Annotated in this window: 21 protein-coding genes; 8 read left to right on the top strand and 13 right to left on the bottom strand. The window is 29.1% G+C overall.

From position 1 onward, the window contains the following. Positions 1-24: 24 nt before the first annotated feature. Both Q0881_RS00955 and Q0881_RS00950 read right to left on the bottom strand, forming a co-directional pair. Positions 25-2073: an insulinase family protein gene (locus Q0881_RS00955; protein ID WP_299156101.1), complete on the bottom strand. Its 2049-nt coding sequence runs from the start codon at positions 2071-2073 to the stop codon at positions 25-27. 25 nt (positions 2074-2098) lie between these two features. Then, entirely contained in the window at positions 2099-3415 is a 1317-nt protein-coding gene (locus Q0881_RS00950) for a pitrilysin family protein (RefSeq protein WP_299156099.1), read from the bottom strand. Positions 3416-3623: 208 nt separating this feature from the next. On the opposite strand from Q0881_RS00950, the gene rplU reads away from it, so the two are divergent. From rplU to Q0881_RS00930, 4 genes are all read left to right on the top strand, one after another. Beyond that, positions 3624-4106 carry a 50S ribosomal protein L21 gene (gene rplU, locus Q0881_RS00945; protein WP_299156098.1) on the top strand — a complete coding sequence of 161 codons (483 nt, stop codon included), beginning with the start codon at positions 3624-3626 and terminating at the stop codon, positions 4104-4106. Between the two features lie 21 nt (positions 4107-4127). Continuing rightward, on the top strand, positions 4128-4388 hold the full coding sequence (gene rpmA / locus Q0881_RS00940; protein WP_135543708.1) for a 50S ribosomal protein L27: 261 nt from the start codon (positions 4128-4130) through the stop codon (positions 4386-4388). Between the two features lie 361 nt (positions 4389-4749). Then, a complete protein-coding gene (locus Q0881_RS00935; RefSeq protein WP_299156095.1) occupies positions 4750-5484 on the top strand; it encodes a LytTR family DNA-binding domain-containing protein in 735 nt (244 codons plus the stop codon). Between the two features lies 1 nt (position 5485). Then, complete coding sequence (locus Q0881_RS00930; protein ID WP_299156094.1) at positions 5486-7399, top strand: tetratricopeptide repeat protein; 1914 nt, start codon at positions 5486-5488, stop codon at positions 7397-7399. On the opposite strand, the gene dinB is transcribed toward Q0881_RS00930, so the two are convergent. From dinB to Q0881_RS00905, 5 genes are all read right to left on the bottom strand, one after another. Beyond that, positions 7396-8478, bottom strand: a complete 1083-nt coding sequence (dinB, locus tag Q0881_RS00925) for a DNA polymerase IV (protein WP_299156092.1) — start codon at positions 8476-8478, stop codon at positions 7396-7398. The genes Q0881_RS00930 and dinB overlap by 4 nt on opposite strands. Positions 8479-8487: 9 nt before the next feature. Beyond that, entirely contained in the window at positions 8488-8886 is a 399-nt protein-coding gene (locus tag Q0881_RS00920; protein ID WP_299156091.1) for an ACT domain-containing protein, read from the bottom strand. An 80-nt stretch (positions 8887-8966) separates the two neighbouring features. Next, on the bottom strand, positions 8967-9197 hold the full coding sequence (locus tag Q0881_RS00915; protein ID WP_299156089.1) for a ferredoxin: 231 nt from the start codon (positions 9195-9197) through the stop codon (positions 8967-8969). Then, a complete protein-coding gene (locus tag Q0881_RS00910; RefSeq protein ID WP_299156087.1) occupies positions 9197-10444 on the bottom strand; it encodes a peptidase U32 family protein in 1248 nt (415 codons plus the stop codon). Before Q0881_RS00910 ends, Q0881_RS00915 begins: the two co-directional genes overlap by 1 nt. 4 nt (positions 10445-10448) lie before the next feature. Beyond that, positions 10449-11480, bottom strand: a complete 1032-nt coding sequence (locus tag Q0881_RS00905) for a rhodanese-related sulfurtransferase (RefSeq protein ID WP_299156086.1) — start codon at positions 11478-11480, stop codon at positions 10449-10451. Positions 11481-11680: 200 nt separating this feature from the next. Here Q0881_RS00905 and Q0881_RS00900 point away from each other — a divergent pair, with 200 nt between their 5' ends. The 3 genes from Q0881_RS00900 (at position 11681) to Q0881_RS00890 (ending at position 13900) form a co-directional block, all read left to right on the top strand. Further along, complete coding sequence (locus Q0881_RS00900; protein ID WP_299156084.1) at positions 11681-12178, top strand: GNAT family N-acetyltransferase; 498 nt, start codon at positions 11681-11683, stop codon at positions 12176-12178. Continuing rightward, positions 12175-13182 (top strand): aspartate-semialdehyde dehydrogenase, encoded by a 1008-nt coding sequence (locus Q0881_RS00895; RefSeq protein WP_299156082.1) that lies wholly within the window; start codon positions 12175-12177, stop codon positions 13180-13182. The genes Q0881_RS00900 and Q0881_RS00895 overlap by 4 nt, the downstream gene beginning before the upstream one ends. A gap of 64 nt (positions 13183-13246) precedes the next feature. Then, entirely contained in the window at positions 13247-13900 is a 654-nt protein-coding gene (locus Q0881_RS00890; RefSeq protein WP_299156080.1) for an HD domain-containing protein, read from the top strand. A 134-nt stretch (positions 13901-14034) separates the two neighbouring features. On the opposite strand, the gene Q0881_RS00885 is transcribed toward Q0881_RS00890, so the two are convergent. The 6 genes from Q0881_RS00885 to Q0881_RS00860 all read right to left on the bottom strand — a co-directional run bounded on the left by Q0881_RS00885 (position 14035) and on the right by Q0881_RS00860 (position 20242). Beyond that, positions 14035-14424: a hypothetical protein gene (locus Q0881_RS00885; RefSeq protein ID WP_299156078.1), complete on the bottom strand. Its 390-nt coding sequence runs from the start codon at positions 14422-14424 to the stop codon at positions 14035-14037. Positions 14425-14651: 227 nt separating this feature from the next. After that, complete coding sequence (locus Q0881_RS00880; protein WP_299156076.1) at positions 14652-16367, bottom strand: helix-turn-helix domain-containing protein; 1716 nt, start codon at positions 16365-16367, stop codon at positions 14652-14654. 3 nt (positions 16368-16370) lie between these two features. Then, positions 16371-17153: an enoyl-CoA hydratase-related protein gene (locus tag Q0881_RS00875; RefSeq protein WP_299156074.1), complete on the bottom strand. Its 783-nt coding sequence runs from the start codon at positions 17151-17153 to the stop codon at positions 16371-16373. A 4-nt stretch (positions 17154-17157) separates the two neighbouring features. Continuing rightward, a complete protein-coding gene (locus Q0881_RS00870; RefSeq protein WP_299156072.1) occupies positions 17158-18570 on the bottom strand; it encodes an ATP-binding protein in 1413 nt (470 codons plus the stop codon). Between the two features lie 50 nt (positions 18571-18620). After that, entirely contained in the window at positions 18621-19088 is a 468-nt protein-coding gene (locus Q0881_RS00865; RefSeq protein ID WP_299156070.1) for a hypothetical protein, read from the bottom strand. Between the two features lie 2 nt (positions 19089-19090). Further along, positions 19091-20242 (bottom strand): DNA polymerase III subunit delta', encoded by a 1152-nt coding sequence (locus Q0881_RS00860; protein ID WP_299156068.1) that lies wholly within the window; start codon positions 20240-20242, stop codon positions 19091-19093. A gap of 122 nt (positions 20243-20364) precedes the next feature. Between Q0881_RS00860 and Q0881_RS00855 the strand changes: the two genes are divergently transcribed. Next, the gene (locus Q0881_RS00855) at positions 20365-20589 is read left to right on the top strand and encodes a FeoA family protein (RefSeq protein WP_299156067.1); all 225 of its coding nucleotides are present in this window, start codon (positions 20365-20367) and stop codon (positions 20587-20589) included. The last annotated feature ends 3 nt before the right edge of the window (positions 20590-20592 follow it).

Here is a 20592-nt window from a genome sequence, read left to right as displayed (position 1 = left end):
TAGTAATTAGAAAAGGTATTCTATCTACTGAAAATCAGTATCAGATACTCCTTCGTTAATTTTTACTTCTTTTACAATAAACTCCATTTTCATAGGGCCATTTGTTCGGGTAACTTTATGTGGAAACTTAATTCCTTTGATTTCTTTATAATCAGAAAAAGTTGTTGGAACTTTCATTTCTCCTTGAGGCCCTTTAGCTGTTTTGACTTCTTTTATTTTTAATCCAGAAGTCATGTCATAAAAAATTTCAGATTTACCATGTTTAATTACGTAAGCATTTTTACCATCAATAGGTTCAATCCTTTCTAGTTTTCCTTTTTTGTATGCTAAGTCTTCAAATGGAGCAGCTTGTTTTTTAGCTTCTATTAATTCTTCACCAGAGACTTCTTTTTTCTGACCTTGAGCTTCTTGATATCCTTTAGCCCCATCAAAAACTACTTTTTGCATTACATTACCCGCCATAGAAACTAATACTAGTGACTTGTTAGGCGCTGCATTTTTTTGAACTAAATTTATTTGCATCCCTTGTATTTTAGCGTCAGAAGAAATCATTACTGATTTTACTGCAGCTACTTTATCTTTACCTCCAATTGCTTTGAAATAATTATCAACCACAGTTGTTGCTGTTGTACCAGCAGGAATTGGTAAACTCATTTTTGGTTTTGAGGTAGCATTTCCTTTTTTGTCAAAGTAGTTAATTTTATAATCAGAATTTTTTTCTAAATTTTTTAAAACATCTATTCCTTTACCAGTAATAAAAATACGAGCTTTATCTCCTTTAAAATGTTTAATCGCTGCATTTTGAACATCATCTAAAGTAACAGCGTTAATATTAGATAAATAGTTTTCATAAAAATTTTCAGGTAAATTATAACGAGCAATATTTAATGCAAATCTTGCAGCCGTTCTTGGTTTTTGAACATCCATTACAAAGTTACCTACATATTTAGCTTTCGCATTTTTAAGTTCATCTGCTGATGCTTTCTGATAACGAATTTTATTGATTTCTTTTTGAATTTCAACCATTGCACTGTCAGTAACCATATTTCTTACAGCTGCACTTGCTCTAAAAGTTGCTGCATTTCTACTTTGTCTTAAGCTAGAATATGACCCGTAAGTGTATCCTTTATCTTCACGTAAATTCATGAATAAACGTGCAGTTCCACCACCACCTAAGATGTTGTTTGCTAATAAAGCAGCGTAATAATCTTTATCACCTAACTTTAAATCAATATTATTAACTACTGCTATTTCTGATTGAACAGCATTAGGCATGTTAATAAAGTTAATTTCTGCAGTTGCAGGATTTGTAGGTTTTTGTAATGCTACATTTGGCACATTACCAGACTTCCAATCAGAAAAAAGTTTTTTAACTAACTTTTTTGTTTCTTTAGGATTAATGTCTCCAACAATAACTAAATAAGAATTGTTAGGACGGTAATATGTATTATAATTGTCTTTTACATCTTGTAAAGTGATGTTTTTTACAGATTCTTTTGTTGTGAATTCTCCATATGGGTGTTGTTTTCCATAGGTAAGAGCATCTTCTACTCTACGAGCAATAGCAGTCACACTTTTTTCGTTAGATTTTAATCCGTCTAAAGTACGTTCTACTTGTTTGTCAAATTCTTCCTGAGAAAAAACAGGGTTTTTAACACCATCTGCTAATAAACCTAAAATCTCAGGAAAGTATTTTTTTAAAGAAGAAGCGTAAGCTCCGTCCTTACTATAATTAACAAAAGCACCTAAATAATCTACTTTTTCATTAAAATCGTTTTTAGAAACGGTTGTTGTCCCGTTACCTAATAAACCTCCCATTAGATCAGCTAAACCTGTTTTTGCACCTTCTACTACTGGTTTATTGTCAATTGTTAAATTAGCTGATGCTCTTGGTAGCTTATGGTTTTCTACCATAATAACCTCTAAACCATTAGGAAGTTTAAACTTCTCTACTTTTCCTAATTTTACTTTAGGAGCTGGCCCTGGTTTTGGCTGTTTGTTTAAATCGCGTTGTGCATTTACAGCAAAAGACATTGCTAAAATCGCGACTAATGATAAAATTTGTGTCTTCATAATTCTTTTATATTGTCTTTTGATGTTATTTTTTACTTTCAGGCAAATATTCCATTAACAAACGCTTATTTGTTTGTAAGTACTTCTTAGCTACTTCTCTAATTTCTTCACGAGTAATAGAACGATAAATATCTATTTCTGTATTAATTAAATTAGTGTCTCCGTATAAAACATTATAACGAGCTAATGAATTTGCAATTCCCTCAACACTAGAGTTAGAGTTTACAAAATTGTTTTCAAATTTATTTTGAAGTTTTTGGTAATCTTTTTCTGAAATTAAATCGGTTTGTAATCTTACAACTTCTTCATCTATTTCTTTAACTAAACTAGCTAAAGAAGTTTTACCTAATGGTAATGCATAAATAATGTAAGTACCGTAATCTTCTTGACTTAAATTAATAGCTCCTGCTTGTAAAGCCATTTTCTTTTGATCAACTAACTTCTTATATAAAACTGAACTTTTACCACTGCTTAAATATGAAGAAACCATGTCTAACACTCTAGAATCACGTGTTTTCATTGACGGAGTTCTATATGCTTCCATAATAGCTGGAATTTGAATATTAGGATCATAAGCTTTAGCCTCTATCTGATTCGTAATAGGATCTTCTTTTTGAAACTCTCTTTTGATGTCTTCTCCTTTAGGGATTCTTTCAAAATATTCTTTAATCCAAGTTTTTGCTTGTTTTATATCAATATCACCAGCAACAACTAATGTAGCGTTGTTAGGTACATAGAATTTTTTATTAAAAGCAATAAACTCTTCTAATGTTGCATCATCTAAATGCTTCATTTTACCAATAGTTGTTCCTTTATAAGGGTGTTTTTTGAACATGTTTTTCTTAACATTTTCTAAAAAACGAGAGTAAGGTTGATTGTCTACACGTAAACGCTTTTCTTCTTTTACAACTTCATTTTGTGTGTCAACTCCTTCTTGACCAATAACAGGAGATAATAATCTTTCAGACTCCATCCATAAACCTAATTCTAAGTTATTAGAAGGAAAAACTTCATAATAATAAGTTCTGTCATCTGTTGTGTTGGCATTATTTTTTCCTCCATTTGAAGAAACAATTTTAAACCAATCACCTTTCTTTATGTTTTTTGTTCCTTCAAATAATAAATGTTCAAAAAAGTGAGCCATTCCTGTACGGTTTGGTTGCTCGTCTTTTGCACCTACATGATACATTACCGAAGTAATAACTACTGGAGCTGATTTATCTTGATGCAAGATTACATGCATGCCGTTGTTTAAATCATACTCTTCAAACTCTACTTTCTGCGCATTTGCAGAAAATGCAAATAACATAGCAGAAGCAAGAGATAAAATACTTTTTTTCATTGATTTATATATTAGTTTTTGACTGATTTTGACATATGTGACGTGAATTTAAGTCTTTCGTTACACTAAAAAATAAAAATAGTTATTTTTTTATAAGTAAAAGATTAATTTTCTGTATTATAGGTTGTTTTTTCTGTTAAAAAACGTATATTTGCACCCGCATTTTCATTAAGAAGATGTGAATAAAGTATAACGCAAAACAAAAAGTATGTACGCAATCGTAGAGATAGCAGGGCAGCAATTTAAAGTAGCAAAAGACCAAAAAGTATACGTACACCGTTTACAAGAGGCAGAAGGATCAAAAGTAACTTTTGATAATGTAATGCTTATTGAAGATAAAGGTAACGTAACTATTGGCGCCCCAGCTATAGCAGGTGCAGGAGTAACTGCAAAAGTATTAGGTCACTTAAAAGGTGATAAAGTAATCGTTTTCAAAAAGAAAAGAAGAAAAGGTTACAAAAAGAAAAATGGACACAGACAGTATTTAACTGAGATTCAAATCGAAGGTATTTCTGCATCAGGTGTAAAAGCATCTGCAAAGAAAGAAGCTCCTAAGGCAGAAGTTAAGTCTGAATCTAAGGATATTAGTTCAATGACTGTTGCTGAATTAAAAGCTTTAGCTAAAGAAAAAGGTATCACTGGATACACATCTTTAAAGAAAGCTGAATTAATTGAAGCATTAAGTAAATAATAACTTTAAAAACTTACAGAGATGGCTCATAAAAAAGGTGTTGGTAGTTCGAAGAATGGTAGAGAATCAGAATCGAAACGACTAGGAGTAAAGATTTTTGGAGGACAAGCTGCTATTGCAGGTAACATTATTGTTCGTCAAAGAGGAACAACTCACAATCCAGGTGAAAACGTTTACATGGGTAAAGATCATACTTTACATGCTAAAGTTGATGGTGTAGTTGAGTTTAGAAAGAAAAGAGACAACAAGTCTTATGTTTCTATAACTCCTTTCGAGGCTTAAGAAACAACTTGATAAATAAGAAAAAGCTCAAACAAATTTGTTTGAGCTTTTTTTATACATATATAAGTCTTATATAAAATAAAAAAGCATCTCTTTATTAAAGTGATGCTTTTTAGTTTAATATCATTATTGATTAATCCCCTAATTTATCATAATGATTCCCCTTGTGTATTATAGTGCAAATATGAGACGAAAATATATTTTATAAAATAACATATGTATAAATAGCATGAAATTGTGTGTAAATGGTTGTTCTTTTGTTTTTTTAGGAGAAAAACAAACCTCTATAGGGCTTTAAATTGTATTTGGTAATTTTAATTTTACAATTATATCAGTTACATTTGGTTACAAATCCCACTATATGTTAAAAGCAGTTATTATTGATGATGAACCAAAAGCTATTAAAAGCCTTCTTTGGGAATTATCTAATTTTAATGATGATTTAGAAATTATACAAACATTTACTGAAGCAGATAAGGCTATAAAATATATTAATGAAAATTCAATAGACTGTCTTTTTTTAGATATAGAAATGCCAACTATGGATGGGTTTCAATTACTTGAAAAGTTAAATAAAACAGATTTCGCTGTTGTTATAACTACAGCTTATAATGAGTATGCAATAAAAGCATTAAAAAATCAGGCTATAGATTATTTGTTAAAACCTATAGATACAGACGATTTAGAAGAAACTTTAAATAGAATTAAAAAACATTATTCACAAAATAATAGTAGTGATAAGTTTGAAAAAATACTTTCAAGTTTTAATAAAAAATTTAACAGAAGAAAAATAACTATAAATACAGATGGTAAACTTATTTTTTTAGAACAATTTGAAATTTTATTTGTTGAATCTGATGGTAACTACTGTTCAATTCATACTACAAACAACAAAAAAATTGTTGTAACCAAAAAGTTGAAAGAAATAAATTTACTATTACCTGAGGAGCACTTTTTTAGAATTCACAATTCATTTATAATAAACTTAAATAAAATTAAAGAATTTTTGAAGTCAGATGGCTATGTGATTATAGAAAATAATCATAAAATACCTGTGTCACGTCAAAGAAAATCTGATTTATTAGAAAAATTTTAAAATGAAGAATTTTTTCACATTAGTATTGTTTTTTCTGTTTAGTATCATTTGCTTGTCACAAAAAAATGTAGATAGCTTGATAATTAATGCACTTGAAAAAAAAGAAACAAATTATTTTGAACTTCAAAAGCATTTTAGAAGAGTTAGGTTTACTAATGAAGAGTTAAGTTACCTTTTAAATGAAAGTAAAAAGAGTAAATATAAATTAGGAGAAATATTTGCGAAAAATGTCCAAGGCCGATCTCATAGAAACGTTACAGAGTATAATAAAGCTATAAAGAAATATAAAGAGGCTTTAGAACTGTCAAAAAAAATAAAGAGTCTAGAGGCAGAGATAGTTACATTAAATCAATTAGGTGTAGTTTATAGAAGGCAAGATAAAATTAGAATGGCCTTAAACTATCATCAATCTGCTTTAGAAATTATTTCTAAAATAAAAAACCCAGGTAAAGATGTTAAGATCAGTAATAGTATCTCAATTAATAGTATTGGGAATATCTATTTAGCTTTAAAACAATATGAAAAGGCGTTAGAGAAGTTTAGTAAGTCTATTGCTATTCAAAAAGATTTAGATGATAAAAGAGGGTTAGCAATTAACCATCAAAATATTGGTTATGCTTATAAACACATAGGAGATTTAGATTTAGCTCTTGAAAATTATCAAAAATCATTAAAATATAATACATTAAATAAAGATAGGTTAGGAAGAGTAATTTGCCATAATAGTATAAGTGGTATTTTGATAAAGCAAACTAAGTATAATGAAGCCTATAAATATATTACTGAAGTTATAGAAGTAGCTGAAAATATAGGAAATAGATATTATTTATCAGAAGTCTACAATACTTTAGGGTGTGTTCTTTTAAAGTTAGATAAGTTAAATGAAGCCAAAGTTTATATAAACAAGGCGCTTAGAATAGCGATGAAGAATAATATTCCATCTAGTTTAACGATGTCATATGATCATTTATCTGAGTTGTATCAGAAGCAGGGGAAATATGAAAAGGCATTAGCGTATTACAAGAAGTCGATTGAATTAGAGAAAAAAACGTTCAATACTAAAAACATTCGTTATGTTAATAGTTTGATTAGTAAATATGATAATGAGGTTAAAAGTAATAGAATTAAAGACCTTGCTAAACAAAATGAGATTGGTAAATTAAAGCTAACTAGAAATCGTAATATTTTAATTATAGCCTTAGTGTCTATAGCCTTATTTGGAGTTTTATTATACTCAATATACAGACAACGTTTGTTAAAAAACGATAAGCAAATCTTACTTTTAGAACAAGAAGCTTTGAGGATTCAAATGAACCCTCATTTTGTATTTAATGCCTTAAATTCTATAAAACTTTATATAATTAATAATGAACAGAAAAATGCGGTTTATTACTTAAATAAATTTTCAAAGTTAATTCGAAGTATATTAGAATCTTCTAGAGTAAAAGAAGTTACTCTTGGAGAAGAATTGAAAACGATGAATTTATATATGAGTATTGAAAATATTCGGTTTTCGAACGAAATAAATTATGAAGAGAATATTAGCTCTAATTTAGAGCTTGAGAGAATTAAAATACCACCATTAATATTACAACCCTTTTTAGAAAATTCTATTTGGCATGGATTATCCTCAAAAAAAGGAAGTAAAAAGGTAGAATTATCTGCTGAAAAAATATCAGATGAATTTATTCAAATTGAAATATCAGATAACGGAATAGGAAGAGATGCTGCCTTAAAAATTAAGAAAAGTAAATCTTTAAATAGAGATTCTATAGGAATTGACTTAACAAAAGAGAGACTTAAGAATTTTGCAAATCAGTATCAAAATAATTATTTTTTAGATTACGAAGATTTGGTTGATAGTAAAGGTAAATCGGTAGGAACAAAAGTATCTTTAAAGTTACCTATAATTTAAAAATTGAATTGTAGTTGAACCCATATAGGTTCTTTTTTTTCAGTATTTAAGTTACTAAAGGAAATTCCTAGTAAACGTACAGAGTTTTTTAAGTTTTCTTGAAACAATAATTCTTTGATAATAGGGTAAAAATCTCTTTTTTGATAAATGTAATAATTGGTCGTTTTGCTACGAGTTTGTTGCGTAAAGTCACTATATTTAATTTTTAAGGTTATAGTTTTTCCTTTGGTGTTCGATGTTTTCATTCTGCGTTCAAGCTCATCCGCAATCTTATCTAAACGTTCAAGCATAAAGACTTCTGAAGATAAATTTTCATTAAAAGTACGTTCAGCAGCTATCGATTTTCTAACTCTGTTTGGTTTTACCTGACTATTATGAATACCTCTAACAATATTATAATAATGTACTCCGGATTTTCCAAATAGTTTTGAGAGTTCTTCTAATGATTTTTTCTTTAAATCTAAGCCAGTAAATATACCTAGGTTGTGCATTTTAGCTGCAGTTACTTTTCCAACACCGTAAAATTTATTTATTGATAATTCTTCTAAAAAAAGAATTACTTCTTCCGGGTTGATGGTTTTTTGCCCGTTAGGTTTGTTTATGTCCGAAGCTACTTTGGCTATGAATTTATTAATTGATATTCCAGCAGAAGCTCTTAATTCTAATTCATCCCAAATACGTTGTCGTATTTCTTCAGCAATTATACTAGCCGATAAGATCCCTTTTTTGTTCTCAGTAACATCTAAATATGCTTCATCTAAAGAAAGAGGTTCAACCAAATCAGTATAATCATAAAATATTTTTCTAATTTTAGAAGATATCTCTTTATATCGGTCAAATCTTGGGGGAACAAATATTAAGTTTGGACACTTTTTTTTAGCAAGCATTCCACTCATTGCAGAACGTACACCATATTTTCTTGCTTCATAACTTGCAGCAGAAACTACTCCTCTAATCTCACTACCACCAACAGCAACAGGTTTGTTTCTTAGATCAGAATTGTCTAATTGCTCTACTGATGCATAAAAAGCATCCATATCTACATGAATAATTTTACGATATGGTGGTTGTAATTCCATTTTGTAGTACTATAAACTATTTGAGAATTTTGTTAATACTTCAATAGTTTTAATTTCATCTTCTTTAGAAACAAAAATATGATCATGATAAAAACCTGCAATAACATTACAACTTATATTGTTTTTTGCAAGCTCTGTTGAAAAAGCAGCTGTTAAACCAACAGCCTCTAATGCCGAATGTATTTTTAAAGTAACCCAAGAAGCAATAAAAGTATAAGGTAACTCTAATTCATCAGCGATAGGTTTTTCAAGAATTAGTGTTATTCCTTCTTGTTCCCTAAATTGACCAATAATAATATCTTGATTAATGTTAGAGGTGTTTTTAACTGTGGTAAATACATATTCACCTTCATTAACAAAAGGTTTCATTTCTTTAATTAAGGTAGTTAAGTTCTTTTCTCCTGACATCTAAAATATTTAGTATAAAATTACATTATTTAAAACAAAAAAGCTCTCAAAAGAGAGCTTTGGTATATAATAAGAAGTATTTATAATTGTTTTACTTCTATAATCTTAACAGGACAAGCCTTTTTTGCTTCATAAGATGCATCAAAAATAGAGTCATCATGGGTTTTTATAGTAAAAAAACCTTTTTTTTCAGAGGAATGTAATAATACAGATTTACCATCTTTTTTTGACATCTGAAATTGAGCTGGAGCTACTTCTACACAGTAATTACAGCCAATACATTTTTTTCTTTGTAAGGTTACTACTACCATTAAACTTGAGCAAATTCAGTTTTTACAATTTTATATAACTTATCTGAAGAACGGATTTTAAAATCTAATTTCATTGTAACTTCATCTCCTTTAGTAGCTTTTTTAGCAGGAGCATCATTTACAAACATTTGTTTTAATTCCATTTCTTGAGCTCCAGTAGTTGGACCCGTAATTAAAATAGTATCACCTACAGCTACATCGTAAGCTTCAATTTTAAATTCACCAATTTGAGCTTTTTGAAAGTAGTGAACACCTTTACCTAAATACACTTTTTTCTGTGTAGCATGAGAACCAGGTTCTTTACTCCATTCTCCTAGTTTTTGCCCTAAATAATAACCATTCCAAAAACCACGATTGTATACCTTTTCAAGCTCTAGCATCCAAGAAATTACTTTCTCTTTGTCATAAGTTCCATTCGCTAAGCTATCAATAGCATCTCTATAGCATTTAATAACTTTAGCCACATATTCAGGAGCTCTTCCTCTTCCTTCAATCTTTAATACCTTAATACCTGCATCGGCAACTTGATCTAGAAAATCAATGGTACATAAGTCTTTAGGAGACATAATATATTCATTATCTAGCTCCATTTCAAAGCCAGATTCTTGATCTATTACGGTATATTTTTTTCGACAATTTTGTTTACAAGCACCTCTATTTGCTGAAGAATTGTGAGAGTGTAAACTCATATAGCATTTGCCTGAAACAGCCATACATAAAGCACCATGTCCAAATATCTCAACTTCTAACAATCGCCCAGCAGGACCTTTTATTTCTTCTTTTTCTATTTGTTCAGTAATCTTTTTTACTTGACGTAAACTTAATTCTCTACTGAGTACAACAGTATCAGCAAACATCGCATAAAACTTTACAGTCTCTATGTTTGTAATGTTGATTTGGGTAGATATATGTACCTCCATTTGCGCTGCTCTTGCCATAGAAATTACAGCTTGATCCATTGCAATTACTGCAGTAATATTTGCTTCTTTTGCCCTATTGATTAAGGTTTTTACAATTGATAAATCATGATCATACACAATTGTATTTAAAGTTAAATATGTACGAACATTTTTCTCTTTGCATCTTTGCGAGATTTCTTCTAAATCATCAAGTGTAAAGTTGATTGATGCTCTAGCTCGCATATTTAATTGTTCTACACCAAAATATACAGAATCACATCCATTATCTAAGGCAGCTTGTAACGATTCAAAGTTACCAGCTGGTGCCATTAATTCGATCTTTTGCATTTGCTTATTTTTTAAACTTTAATGCTTCAGATCTTCCTTTTTTGAAAATCTTATTACTATTGCCTTTTCCTCTTCGTAATTCTTTTTGCTCTTCAAAAGGCAATGCTGCTACTTCTTTACATTCTTCTGAACAACAAGTACTCATTTTTTCTTGACAAGATGTACATTGAATAAATAATAAATGACATGCTTGATTTTCACAATTTACATGTTCATCACAAGGTTCACCACATTGATGACAATTAGAAATCACATCATCTGTAATACGTTCTGCTCTTCTATGGTCAAAAACAAAATTCTTTCCAATAAATTTATTTTCTACTCCTTCAGATTTCACCTGACGTGTGTATTCTATAATTCCGCCTTCTAATTGAAAAACGTTTTTAAATCCTTTATGTTTATAATATGCTGATGCTTTCTCACAACGGATTCCACCAGTACAATACATTAATAAGTTTTTATCTTCTTTATTGTCTTTTAAATCTTCTTCAATAATATCTAAAGAATCTCTAAATGTATCTACATCTGGAGTTACAGCGCCTTCAAAATGACCTATCTCACTTTCGTAATGATTTCGCATATCAACACAAATTGTGTTTGGGTCAGCTAACATTTCGTTGAAGTCTTTTGCATTTAAATGTACCCCTTTATCAGTAACATCAAAAGTATCATCGTTTAAACCATCAGCAACAATTTTGTCTCTGACTTTTACTTTCAGTTTTAAAAATGATTTATTATCGTGTTCAACAGCAACATTTAAACGAATGTCTTTTAAAAAAGAAATAGCATCTAATTGCTCTTTCAGTTTTAGAAAATTTTCCGCAGGTGCAGATATTTGAGCATTGATTCCTTCAAAAGAAACATAGGTGCGTCCTAAGACTTCTAATGCGTCCCATTCTAGGAATAATTTATTTCTAAATAATTGTGGGTTTTCTATCTTATGATATTGATAGAATGAAATAGTTAAACGATCCTTTCCGGCTTCGTCAATTAATGCAGCGCGTTCACTTGCGCTTAACTTATTGTACAGTTGCATGCTATACTTCTTTAGTTAAACAAAATATGTTATGATTTTTCTAAAAATCGCTGCAAAAGTACACAATTTTTATTTTTTATGTTTAAAATAATACATTTAGTATCAAATTGATAGGAATTCAAACTTTTCTAAAAATTTAAAGGAAAAACAGATACAACTAATCTCATTTTTTTGAACCTTTGTATAAGTGTTTCAAAGAAATGATACGAAGTGTAACCATAAAAGATGCTGAAGCAATTACAAATATCTACAATTATTATGTAGAAAGTCATATTGCTACGTTTGTAGAAGTTCCAGTTTCTGTAGTATATTTTAAAAACAAAATAGAAAATATAATAAAGAAGTTTCCTTGGTTTGTTTTTGAAGAGGATAATCAAATTATTGGTTATGCACATGGTAATTTTTGGAATATTCGAAGTGCATATAATATGACAGCTGAGGTGTCAATTTATTTAAATGAAAACGTTGGCGGAAAAGGAATAGGAACTCAGTTATACAGTAAATTAATTAAGGTTTTAATTAATCAAGGTTATCATGTATTAATTGGTGGGATTTCATTACCAAACAAAGCAAGTGTAGCGTTACACGAAAAATTTGGATTTACAAAAGTAGCGCATTTTAAAGAAGTTGGATATAAGTTTAATAAATGGGTAGATGTTGGTTATTGGCAACTTACCGTAAATAATAATAAAAAATGAGAGTAGCAGTAGTGGGAGCTACCGGAATGGTAGGAAATGTAATGTTACAAGTGTTAGCAGAGCGTAATTTCCCTGTAACAGAATTAATTCCTGTAGCATCAGAACGTTCAGTTGGAAAAGAAATTGAATTTAAAGGAACAAATTATACCATTGTTGGATTGGAAACTGCAGTTTCTATGAAACCAGATGTAGCTTTGTTTTCTGCAGGTGGAAACACTTCGTTAGAATGGGCTCCCAAATTTGCAGAAGTGGGTACAACTGTAATTGATAATTCATCAGCTTGGAGAATGGATCCTACTAAAAAATTAGTGGTTCCTGAAATCAACGCTTCGGAATTAACAACAAATGATAAAATTATAGCAAATCCTAATTGTTCTACCATTCAAATGGTTTTAGCTTTGGCACCATTACATAAAAAGTATGGTATTAAACGTTTGGTAATTTCTACATATCAATCAATTAGTGGAACTGGTGTTAAGGCAGTAAAGCAACTAGAAAATGAAACTAATGGAATAGAAGGAGAAATGGCTTATCCATATCAAATTCATAAAAATGCGTTGCCTCATTGTGATGTTTTTGAAGAAGCAGGTTATACTAAAGAAGAATTAAAATTGGTTCGTGAAACACATAAAATTTTAAGCGATCCTAGTATTGGAATTACAGCTACATCTGTTAGAATTCCTGTAGCTGGAGGTCATAGTGAAGCTGTAAATGTTGAGTTTGATACTCATTTTGAAGTAGAAGATATACGTACAATTTTATCAGAAACGGATGGGGTTGTTGTACAAGATGATGTAGAGAATAATGTGTATCCTATGCCTTTTTATTCTGAAGGAAAAGATGAAGTTTTTGTAGGTAGAATTCGTAGAGATTTATCACAACCTAACACTTTAAATATGTGGATTGTGTCTGATAATTTACGAAAAGGAGCTGCTACAAATACGATTCAAATAGCTGAATATTTAGTAGCTAATAAATTAATAGAAAAAGCTGTTACAGTTTAAATAAGAATAAAATATAATTTTAAAACCTGTATTTATTTAAATACAGGTTTTTTATTTTTGGGTTATGAATAGAGAGCAAATTATACAGAATACGATTGAGTTTGTAAAAGAAACACTAAAAGGAGCTGAAGGAGGACATGATTATTTTCATGTAGAGAGAGTTTATAAAAATGCATTATTAATTGCAAAAACAGAAATTGTAGATGGATTCATAGTTGCTTTGGGTGCTTTGTTACACGATATAGCTGATAGTAAGTTTTATAATGGTGATGAAACTATAGGGCCTAAAAAAGCACGAACATTTTTAGAGTCTCAAAATGTAAATGAAGAAGGAATAGTTCATGTTGAAAAGATTATTCAAAATATATCTTTTAAGGGAGGTAATTTTGAGCAGAAATTTAAATCACCAGAATTAGAAGTTATTCAAGATGCAGATAGATTAGATGCTATTGGTGCAATAGGAATAGCTAGATGTTTTAATTATGGAGGGTATAAAAACAGAGAATTATACAATCCGGAGATTCTTCCTAAATTAAATATGACCAAAGAAGAATACAAAAAATCTACAGCTCCAACACTAAATCATTTTTATGAAAAACTATTGTTGTTAAAAGATAAAATGAATACGACTACTGGTAAAAATATAGCACAAAAAAGACATGAATTTATGGAGTTGTTTTTAGAACAGTTTTATAATGAATGGAATGGAAATGTTTAATTAATTTTAAAACAAAATAGGTATTCATTAAAAACTGTTTTATACATTTAAAATATTGCTAATAGTGTGTTTAAAATAAACTGAGCGACTTCTAATATTATTGTTGTTATTATAATTATCATGATGATTGAATTTTATTGAATGATTCCTTTTTTTATTAAGACTACTTTACTTTTGTTTTGGTTAATAAATTCTAGTTCTAATAAGTCTATTTTATTAAAATCTTTTACTTTAGAATTTAACAACGCTTGAATTCTTTTGACTTCTGTTTCTACAGATTTAAATTTACAGCCTACTAATTGGTATTCTCCTTTTTCTGTTGAAAATCCATTTTCTCCATATTGAATTCCCTTAGCATAAATAATTTGGTTAATTTCTTTACAGTCACAATTATCCTTTAAGGCTTGAAAAACATCCTCTGATCTATTATAACCTTTTATAGATGAAGTTACCGTATAGCCAAATATTACACCTAGGCATAAGAATAAGATTATTATAATAGTTGTTTTTGTTGTTGTTTTCATTTTTAATTCAGTTTGATTACTGAAGCAAAGATTTAACTTTAAAAGACTTATTACAAGGAGACTATACCTGTTTTTAGAAAAATAGGGTAGTTTTTAATGATGTAATCGTTTGATTTACAAGTAATTAAATACATCTATGTTTTTAACTGCTTAGAAAAATGAAAAACCCCTAAATTTATAAATTTAGGGGTTGAAATTATATTTTGTTAAGTTTTATAGAAACTATTTTAGGTAATAGAATTTAGTTTTTTAATATAAACAGAAGGTAATAAACCTGTTCTTCTTTTAAAATATTTAGTAAAAGAATCTGGACTTTTATAACCTATTTCTTCTGAAATTGATTGAATTGAATACGATCTAAACCTGTTACTTTCCTTTAGCTTCAAAATAACATAATTAATTCTTAAATCGTTTATATAGGTATTAAAGTTTTTTTGATGATGTGCGTTTATTACTTTAGATAAGTAAGAAGTGTTTGTTTTTATTTTTTTAGCAACATTGTAAGAATTACATTCTTGTTTTAAATAATAATGCTGTTCTTCTATTTTTTGTAAACCAATTAAAATTTCATCGAAGGTTTCTTTATTAATATCAGATGTAGCATTTTTTTCTTCTAATTGAATGTCTTTGGTGTCTACAAGAATTTGTTGCTTCTCTAAAGATTCTATTTTATTTAATAATTCATTAAAACTTTTAGTAGTTTTTGTTTTTCTCTTTGAGAAGATAAATAAAAATAGAAGTAAAATAGCTAAAACTAAGGAACCGCCTATTAGTAAAAATGAAGTTGTATTTTTTTGTTTTTCTGTTTCTAAATCTGAAATTTTTTTCTTGTGAAAAGAATCTACAATATGTTTTCTGTTTTTTTCTAAAGCTGTTTGATTTAGAATATATTTTTCAAAGTACTCATTTGATTTTTCAATATTTCCAGCTTTTTTGTAAATTTTGGCTAACTTTTTATAGTCTTCTACTAATTTAAATTCTTTGGTTTTATTTTTTATCTGATCAATACCTTTAAGCATTATAGCAATAGCCTCATCGTAATTTTTTAAATTACTATAAGCTTCTGCTAATTCTTTATAATAATAAATTTCTCCTGAATTGGCATCGTGTTTATGACTTAGGTCTTTTAATTTTTGTAATACTAATAGGGCCTCTTCATTTTTGTTTTCAGCAATTAGTATTTTACTTTTTTGTGATAAATAATTTAGCCTAATAACATTATTTATGGTATCTAAGTTTCTTTCTATCCCTTTATTTAAATAGAAATTAGCAGAATCTAATTTTTTAAGTTTAACATAAGAATCACTTATGCTTATAATGGTTAGTGAACTATTAAAGTTTCTATTTAACTCATCAATGTCTTTAGCTGTTTTTAAAAGTTTTAACCCTTTTTTATATTGTTTTAATGCCTCGTTGTATTCACCAGCTGCATAATTCATTCCGCCAATTAATACCGGTATTACAGCTTTGTAAAAATCTAAATTTTCTTTTTTAGCTATGTTTTCTCCTAAAGAATAATAATCTAAGCCTATTTTTGTTTCACCTATAGCAGAGTAGCTATTTCCTAGTTGTACTTGTATTTCTATTGGAGTTATTTTTGCGGATAGAATTGCTTCTTTTTCTTGCTTACTAAATTGATATTTATTGTATAAATCTAATTCTTTTTTAAAAGATTTGATAGACGTATAATGCTCATTTATAAATTGACTTTGTCTAGCAATACCATGTAAGAGTTGAATTATTCTAAAGGTATCTTTTTGTTCTTCAGCAAGGAGTAACATTTCTCCCATTAAATCAACTCTTTTTCTAGTGCGGCTCTCTTTTTTTATAGAATCAGAGAGCGTTGTTAAATTCTTTTTATAGATGCTATCAATAGCTTTTTGGGCAAAAAAACTATAGGTAAAAAGAAATAGAATTATAAAAAGAGTTTTTTTTAATGTCATGTTTTATACTCCTGGAAAGTTAGGTTTTCTTTTTTCTAAAAAAGCAGTAGTACCTTCTTTAAAATCATCGGTGCCAAAGCAGTTTCCAAATTCAGAAATTTCTGTTTCAAAACCATTGATTCCATCTTTAAAATTATCATTTACAGCTTTAATTGCTGCGCTAATTGCTACTGATGAATTTCTCATTATTTTACCAGCCAATTTCTCTGCTAATGGCATTAGTTCTTCTAGAGTTGTAACATGATTTACTAGTCCAGAATCCTTTGCTTCTTCTGCAGAAATCATCCCAGCAGTCATTACCATTTCCATAGCTTTTCCTTTACCCACTAGTTGTGGTAAACGTTGTGTTCCTCCATAACCAGGAATAACTCCTAAAGATACTTCAGGTAAGCCCATCTTAGCATTATCTGAAGCTACTCTAAAGTGACATGCCATAGCTAATTCTAATCCTCCTCCTAAAGCAAAACCATTAACAGCTGCTATAACAGGAGTTGAAAGGTTTTCTACAAAATCAAATAAAGATTCTTGTCCTTTTCTAGCTAATTCAGCACCTTCTTTTACTGAGAAATGAGCAAATTCAGAAATATCTGCACCAGCTACAAAAGCTTTTTCTCCACTTCCAGTAATCATAATTGTTTTTACATCCGAATCATCTTCTAATGCTTCAAAAGCTGTATGTAATTCTTCAATAGTTATTTTATTTAAAGCATTTAGTTTTTTTGGACGGTTAATGGTTATAGTTGCTAATCCATTAGAAATGGTAACTAAGATGTTTTCGAAATTCATTTGATTATGTTTTTGGTAAAATTACATTAAAAACAGTTCCAATACCTTCTGTTGAGGTAAAAGTAATAGAACCGTCATATGCTTCAATTATATTTTTTATCATCGGTAAACCTAACCCCATTCCACTAGTTTTAGTGGTGAATTTAGGTTCGAAAATTAATTCTTTATTCTTGTTTGTAATTCCTTTTCCGTTGTCGGAAACTGAAATTTTCACATTATTACCTTCTGAAGTAACTTTTACTTCTATTCTAGGTGCTTGCTCATTTTCTTTTATTGCTTGTGTTGCGTTTTTAACCAAATTTGTTACAATTCTAATTAATTGAGTTTTGTCAAGGTTGGCAAACAATTCTGTTTCTTTTGGAATATAATGTATATAATCTTCAGTAAAAATATCTAACGAGTGTTTTACAACGTCAACCACATCAAGTTTTTCACGACGTTGTGTTGGCATTTTTGCAAAATCAGAAAAAGCTGAAGCAATAGAACTCATTACATCAATTTGCTGAATAAGAGTTTCACTATACTCAGACATTTTTTCTTTAATCTTAGGATCTTCTGGATTAAACCTTCTGTCAAAACTCTGAACAGAAAGACGCATAGGTGTTAGCGGATTCTTAATTTCATGAGCTACTTGTTTAGCCATTTCTCTCCAAGCTTGCTCACGTTCACTCATTGCAAGTTTTACAGCACTTTCCTCTAATTGATCTATCATGTTATTATAAGAATCAACTAAAGAGTTAATTTCAGAACTAGCAGAGTTTAATGTGATTTTTTCGTTTCGCTTGTTTAAACGAGTCTCTTTAATTTTTTCAGAAATTGTTTGAATTGATCGAGTAATATAACTTGATAAGAAATATGCTAATGCAATTGCAACAAGAAACATAAGGAGATAAACTAGTGAAAGACGAGAAATAAATTCTTGTAATTCCTTTTTTTGTTCATCGTTATTTTGTGCTATTTGTATTTCAAGTATTCCTATACGTTTAAATCGTAAATCATTTATATAGGTATATGAAGATTGATAAGTAATTCCTTTTCCGCTTCTACTTTTTAAAATTTTATGGTCAGAATTATTGGCTAATTCTGTAGTTATTTCATTTGATAAAGGAGCGTCTTCTACCTTTTCAAAATTATAAGGTTTTGATGATTTTAAAAAACGCCCATCCACTGCATACATTGTAATTGTAAGTTTATGTACGGCAGCCATTTCATAAATTCTATCTTGAAAAATTTTAGATAGGTTTTCTGTGGTTACAGGATATGTTGTTCTACGTTTTAATTCAATTTCAATAGCTTGCTTTATGGTAGTTTCTTTTCTACCAAAACGATGAGTATTATAATCTTTAGTTTGTTCGCCATATTGGTAAATTGTAACTAAAACAATTAAGACAGAAGCCAATAATACTAAGAGTATCATTGACAAGAAAATTCTAATACGTAAGGATATGTTATTTATGTTCAGCAATTTTATAGTTTTATTCTTTTAGTTTTCATAATCAAAGTATCGTCAAACTCTCCATCGTTATCCCAATCATAAATTACTTTTCCTTCAAAGCCTTCCGTTGTTTTTTTTATCTTGTACCAAACTTGAACTTGTTTACCTAAATAAGGATAATCCACGTATAAACTATCATTTCTAGTTTTCCATCTTCCATTTGTTTCTCCAACTTTTTTTCCATCAGGTTGTTTAAACCAAGCTTTAAATGTTCCATCATTTTTATAAGCTGATTGCGCTCTACCTGTATTAGGTTTGTTAAAATTATCTTCAAAAACAGAAGTGCTATCAGTTTTATTAATAGTCGGCATTTCAATTTTTAGATATTCAGTTTGCCAACTACCAATCATATAATTTTTTAAAGATTCTTTTTTTTCTTGTTTACAGGCAGCAAAAAGTATTCCGAAAAGAATAATTGTGATAATATAAGTTGTTTTCATAATTATGCTTTAATTTTTTCTTCTTTTGTGTGTAAAAGTCGAGTTAATTTGATTGATAAATCTAATAAAATAATTTTAGCATTACCATTTCGTTCAATATGATATAAGGCATCACTAATTTCTTTTTCAATAGTTAAAATATTTGCACTATTTATAAAAGGAGCAAATTTTTCTAATTTGAAATTATTGGTTTTTGTTTCAAGAAAAACTAAATCTGGAGTTCCATAATTTAATAATAAAGCTTGTCTAAAAAACTGTAAACAATATTGTAAAAATTGTTTTTGTGTTTCTCTTCCCGATTTAGCAATAGTTTCAGACCAACCTATTAAATCTTGAATTACCGCTGCATTACCTTTGGCCTTAAAAGCTGCACGAATCCAAGTAATAAACCATTCTTCAAAAATTAAATCATTAGAATTGTTATTTAAAATATGAAGAGCCTTATTGTAATTTCCTTCAGACTGATGTGCTATTTTAGTAGCCTCATTCTCCGAAATGTTTTCGTTTTTAATTAAAGTATTTGCAATGTCAGAGTTACTTAATACAGGGAAGTGTAATGCTTGACAACGGGATTTTATGGTGTTTATAATTTGTTCTTCATCTTCTGTAACTAACAAGAAAATAGTTTTACTTGGTGGTTCTTCTATAAGCTTTAATAATTTATTTGAGGCAGCAATATTCATTTTTTCAGCCATCCAAATAATCATTACTTTAAAACCTCCTTCGTAAGATTTTAATTGTAATTTTTTTACAACATCTTCAGCTTCATCTACTCCTATTTGACCTTGTTTGTTTTCAACACCAATATGTTGTAGCCAGTTAAATAAACTTCCGTAAGGTTGTTCTTCTATAAAACTTCTCCAGTCATTCAAAAATAAATTACTTACGGGATGTTTTTTTACTGAATCGTTTGTGGTTACAGGGAAAGCAAAATGTAAATCTGGATGTTGTAGTTTACTACATTTTAAATTACAGGCATCAGGATTAGCAGATGAATTGCATAATAAATATTGAGCATATGCAATTGCAATTGGTAAAGTACCAGCACCTTCTTTGCCAACAAAAAGTTGAGCATGCGGTATTCTGTTATTTTTTACAGATTGTTGTAAATGCTTTTTAATATGTTCTTGCCCTATTATTTGGTCGAAAGTCATAGGACAAATATAAGATTTCAAATATATAGCGCAATCAATAATTGGAACAAGAGATTATTAAAGTTCTATTGTTTAGAATCGTTCTATTTTAGTACCTTTGCGAGTCAATTTATACTTGTCATTTGAATTCAATAGCAACTTTACAAATCGGAGAAAGAGGAATTATATCAGAAGAATGCTTAGATATTATTCCATTAAAATTATTAGAAATGGGTTGTTTACCAGGAACAGAGGTGGAATTATTACAAATTGCACCTTTAAAAGATCCAATTTACATTTGTGTGAATGGAAGTCATTTGGCGATACGTAAAGAAACAGCTTGTCAAATTATAATTACTAAAATTTAACTG

Origin of the sequence: uncultured Tenacibaculum sp., assembly GCF_947494125.1 — a bacterium.
Classification (GTDB): domain Bacteria; phylum Bacteroidota; class Bacteroidia; order Flavobacteriales; family Flavobacteriaceae; genus Polaribacter.
This window is presented reverse-complemented; position numbering and strand designations above follow the sequence as displayed.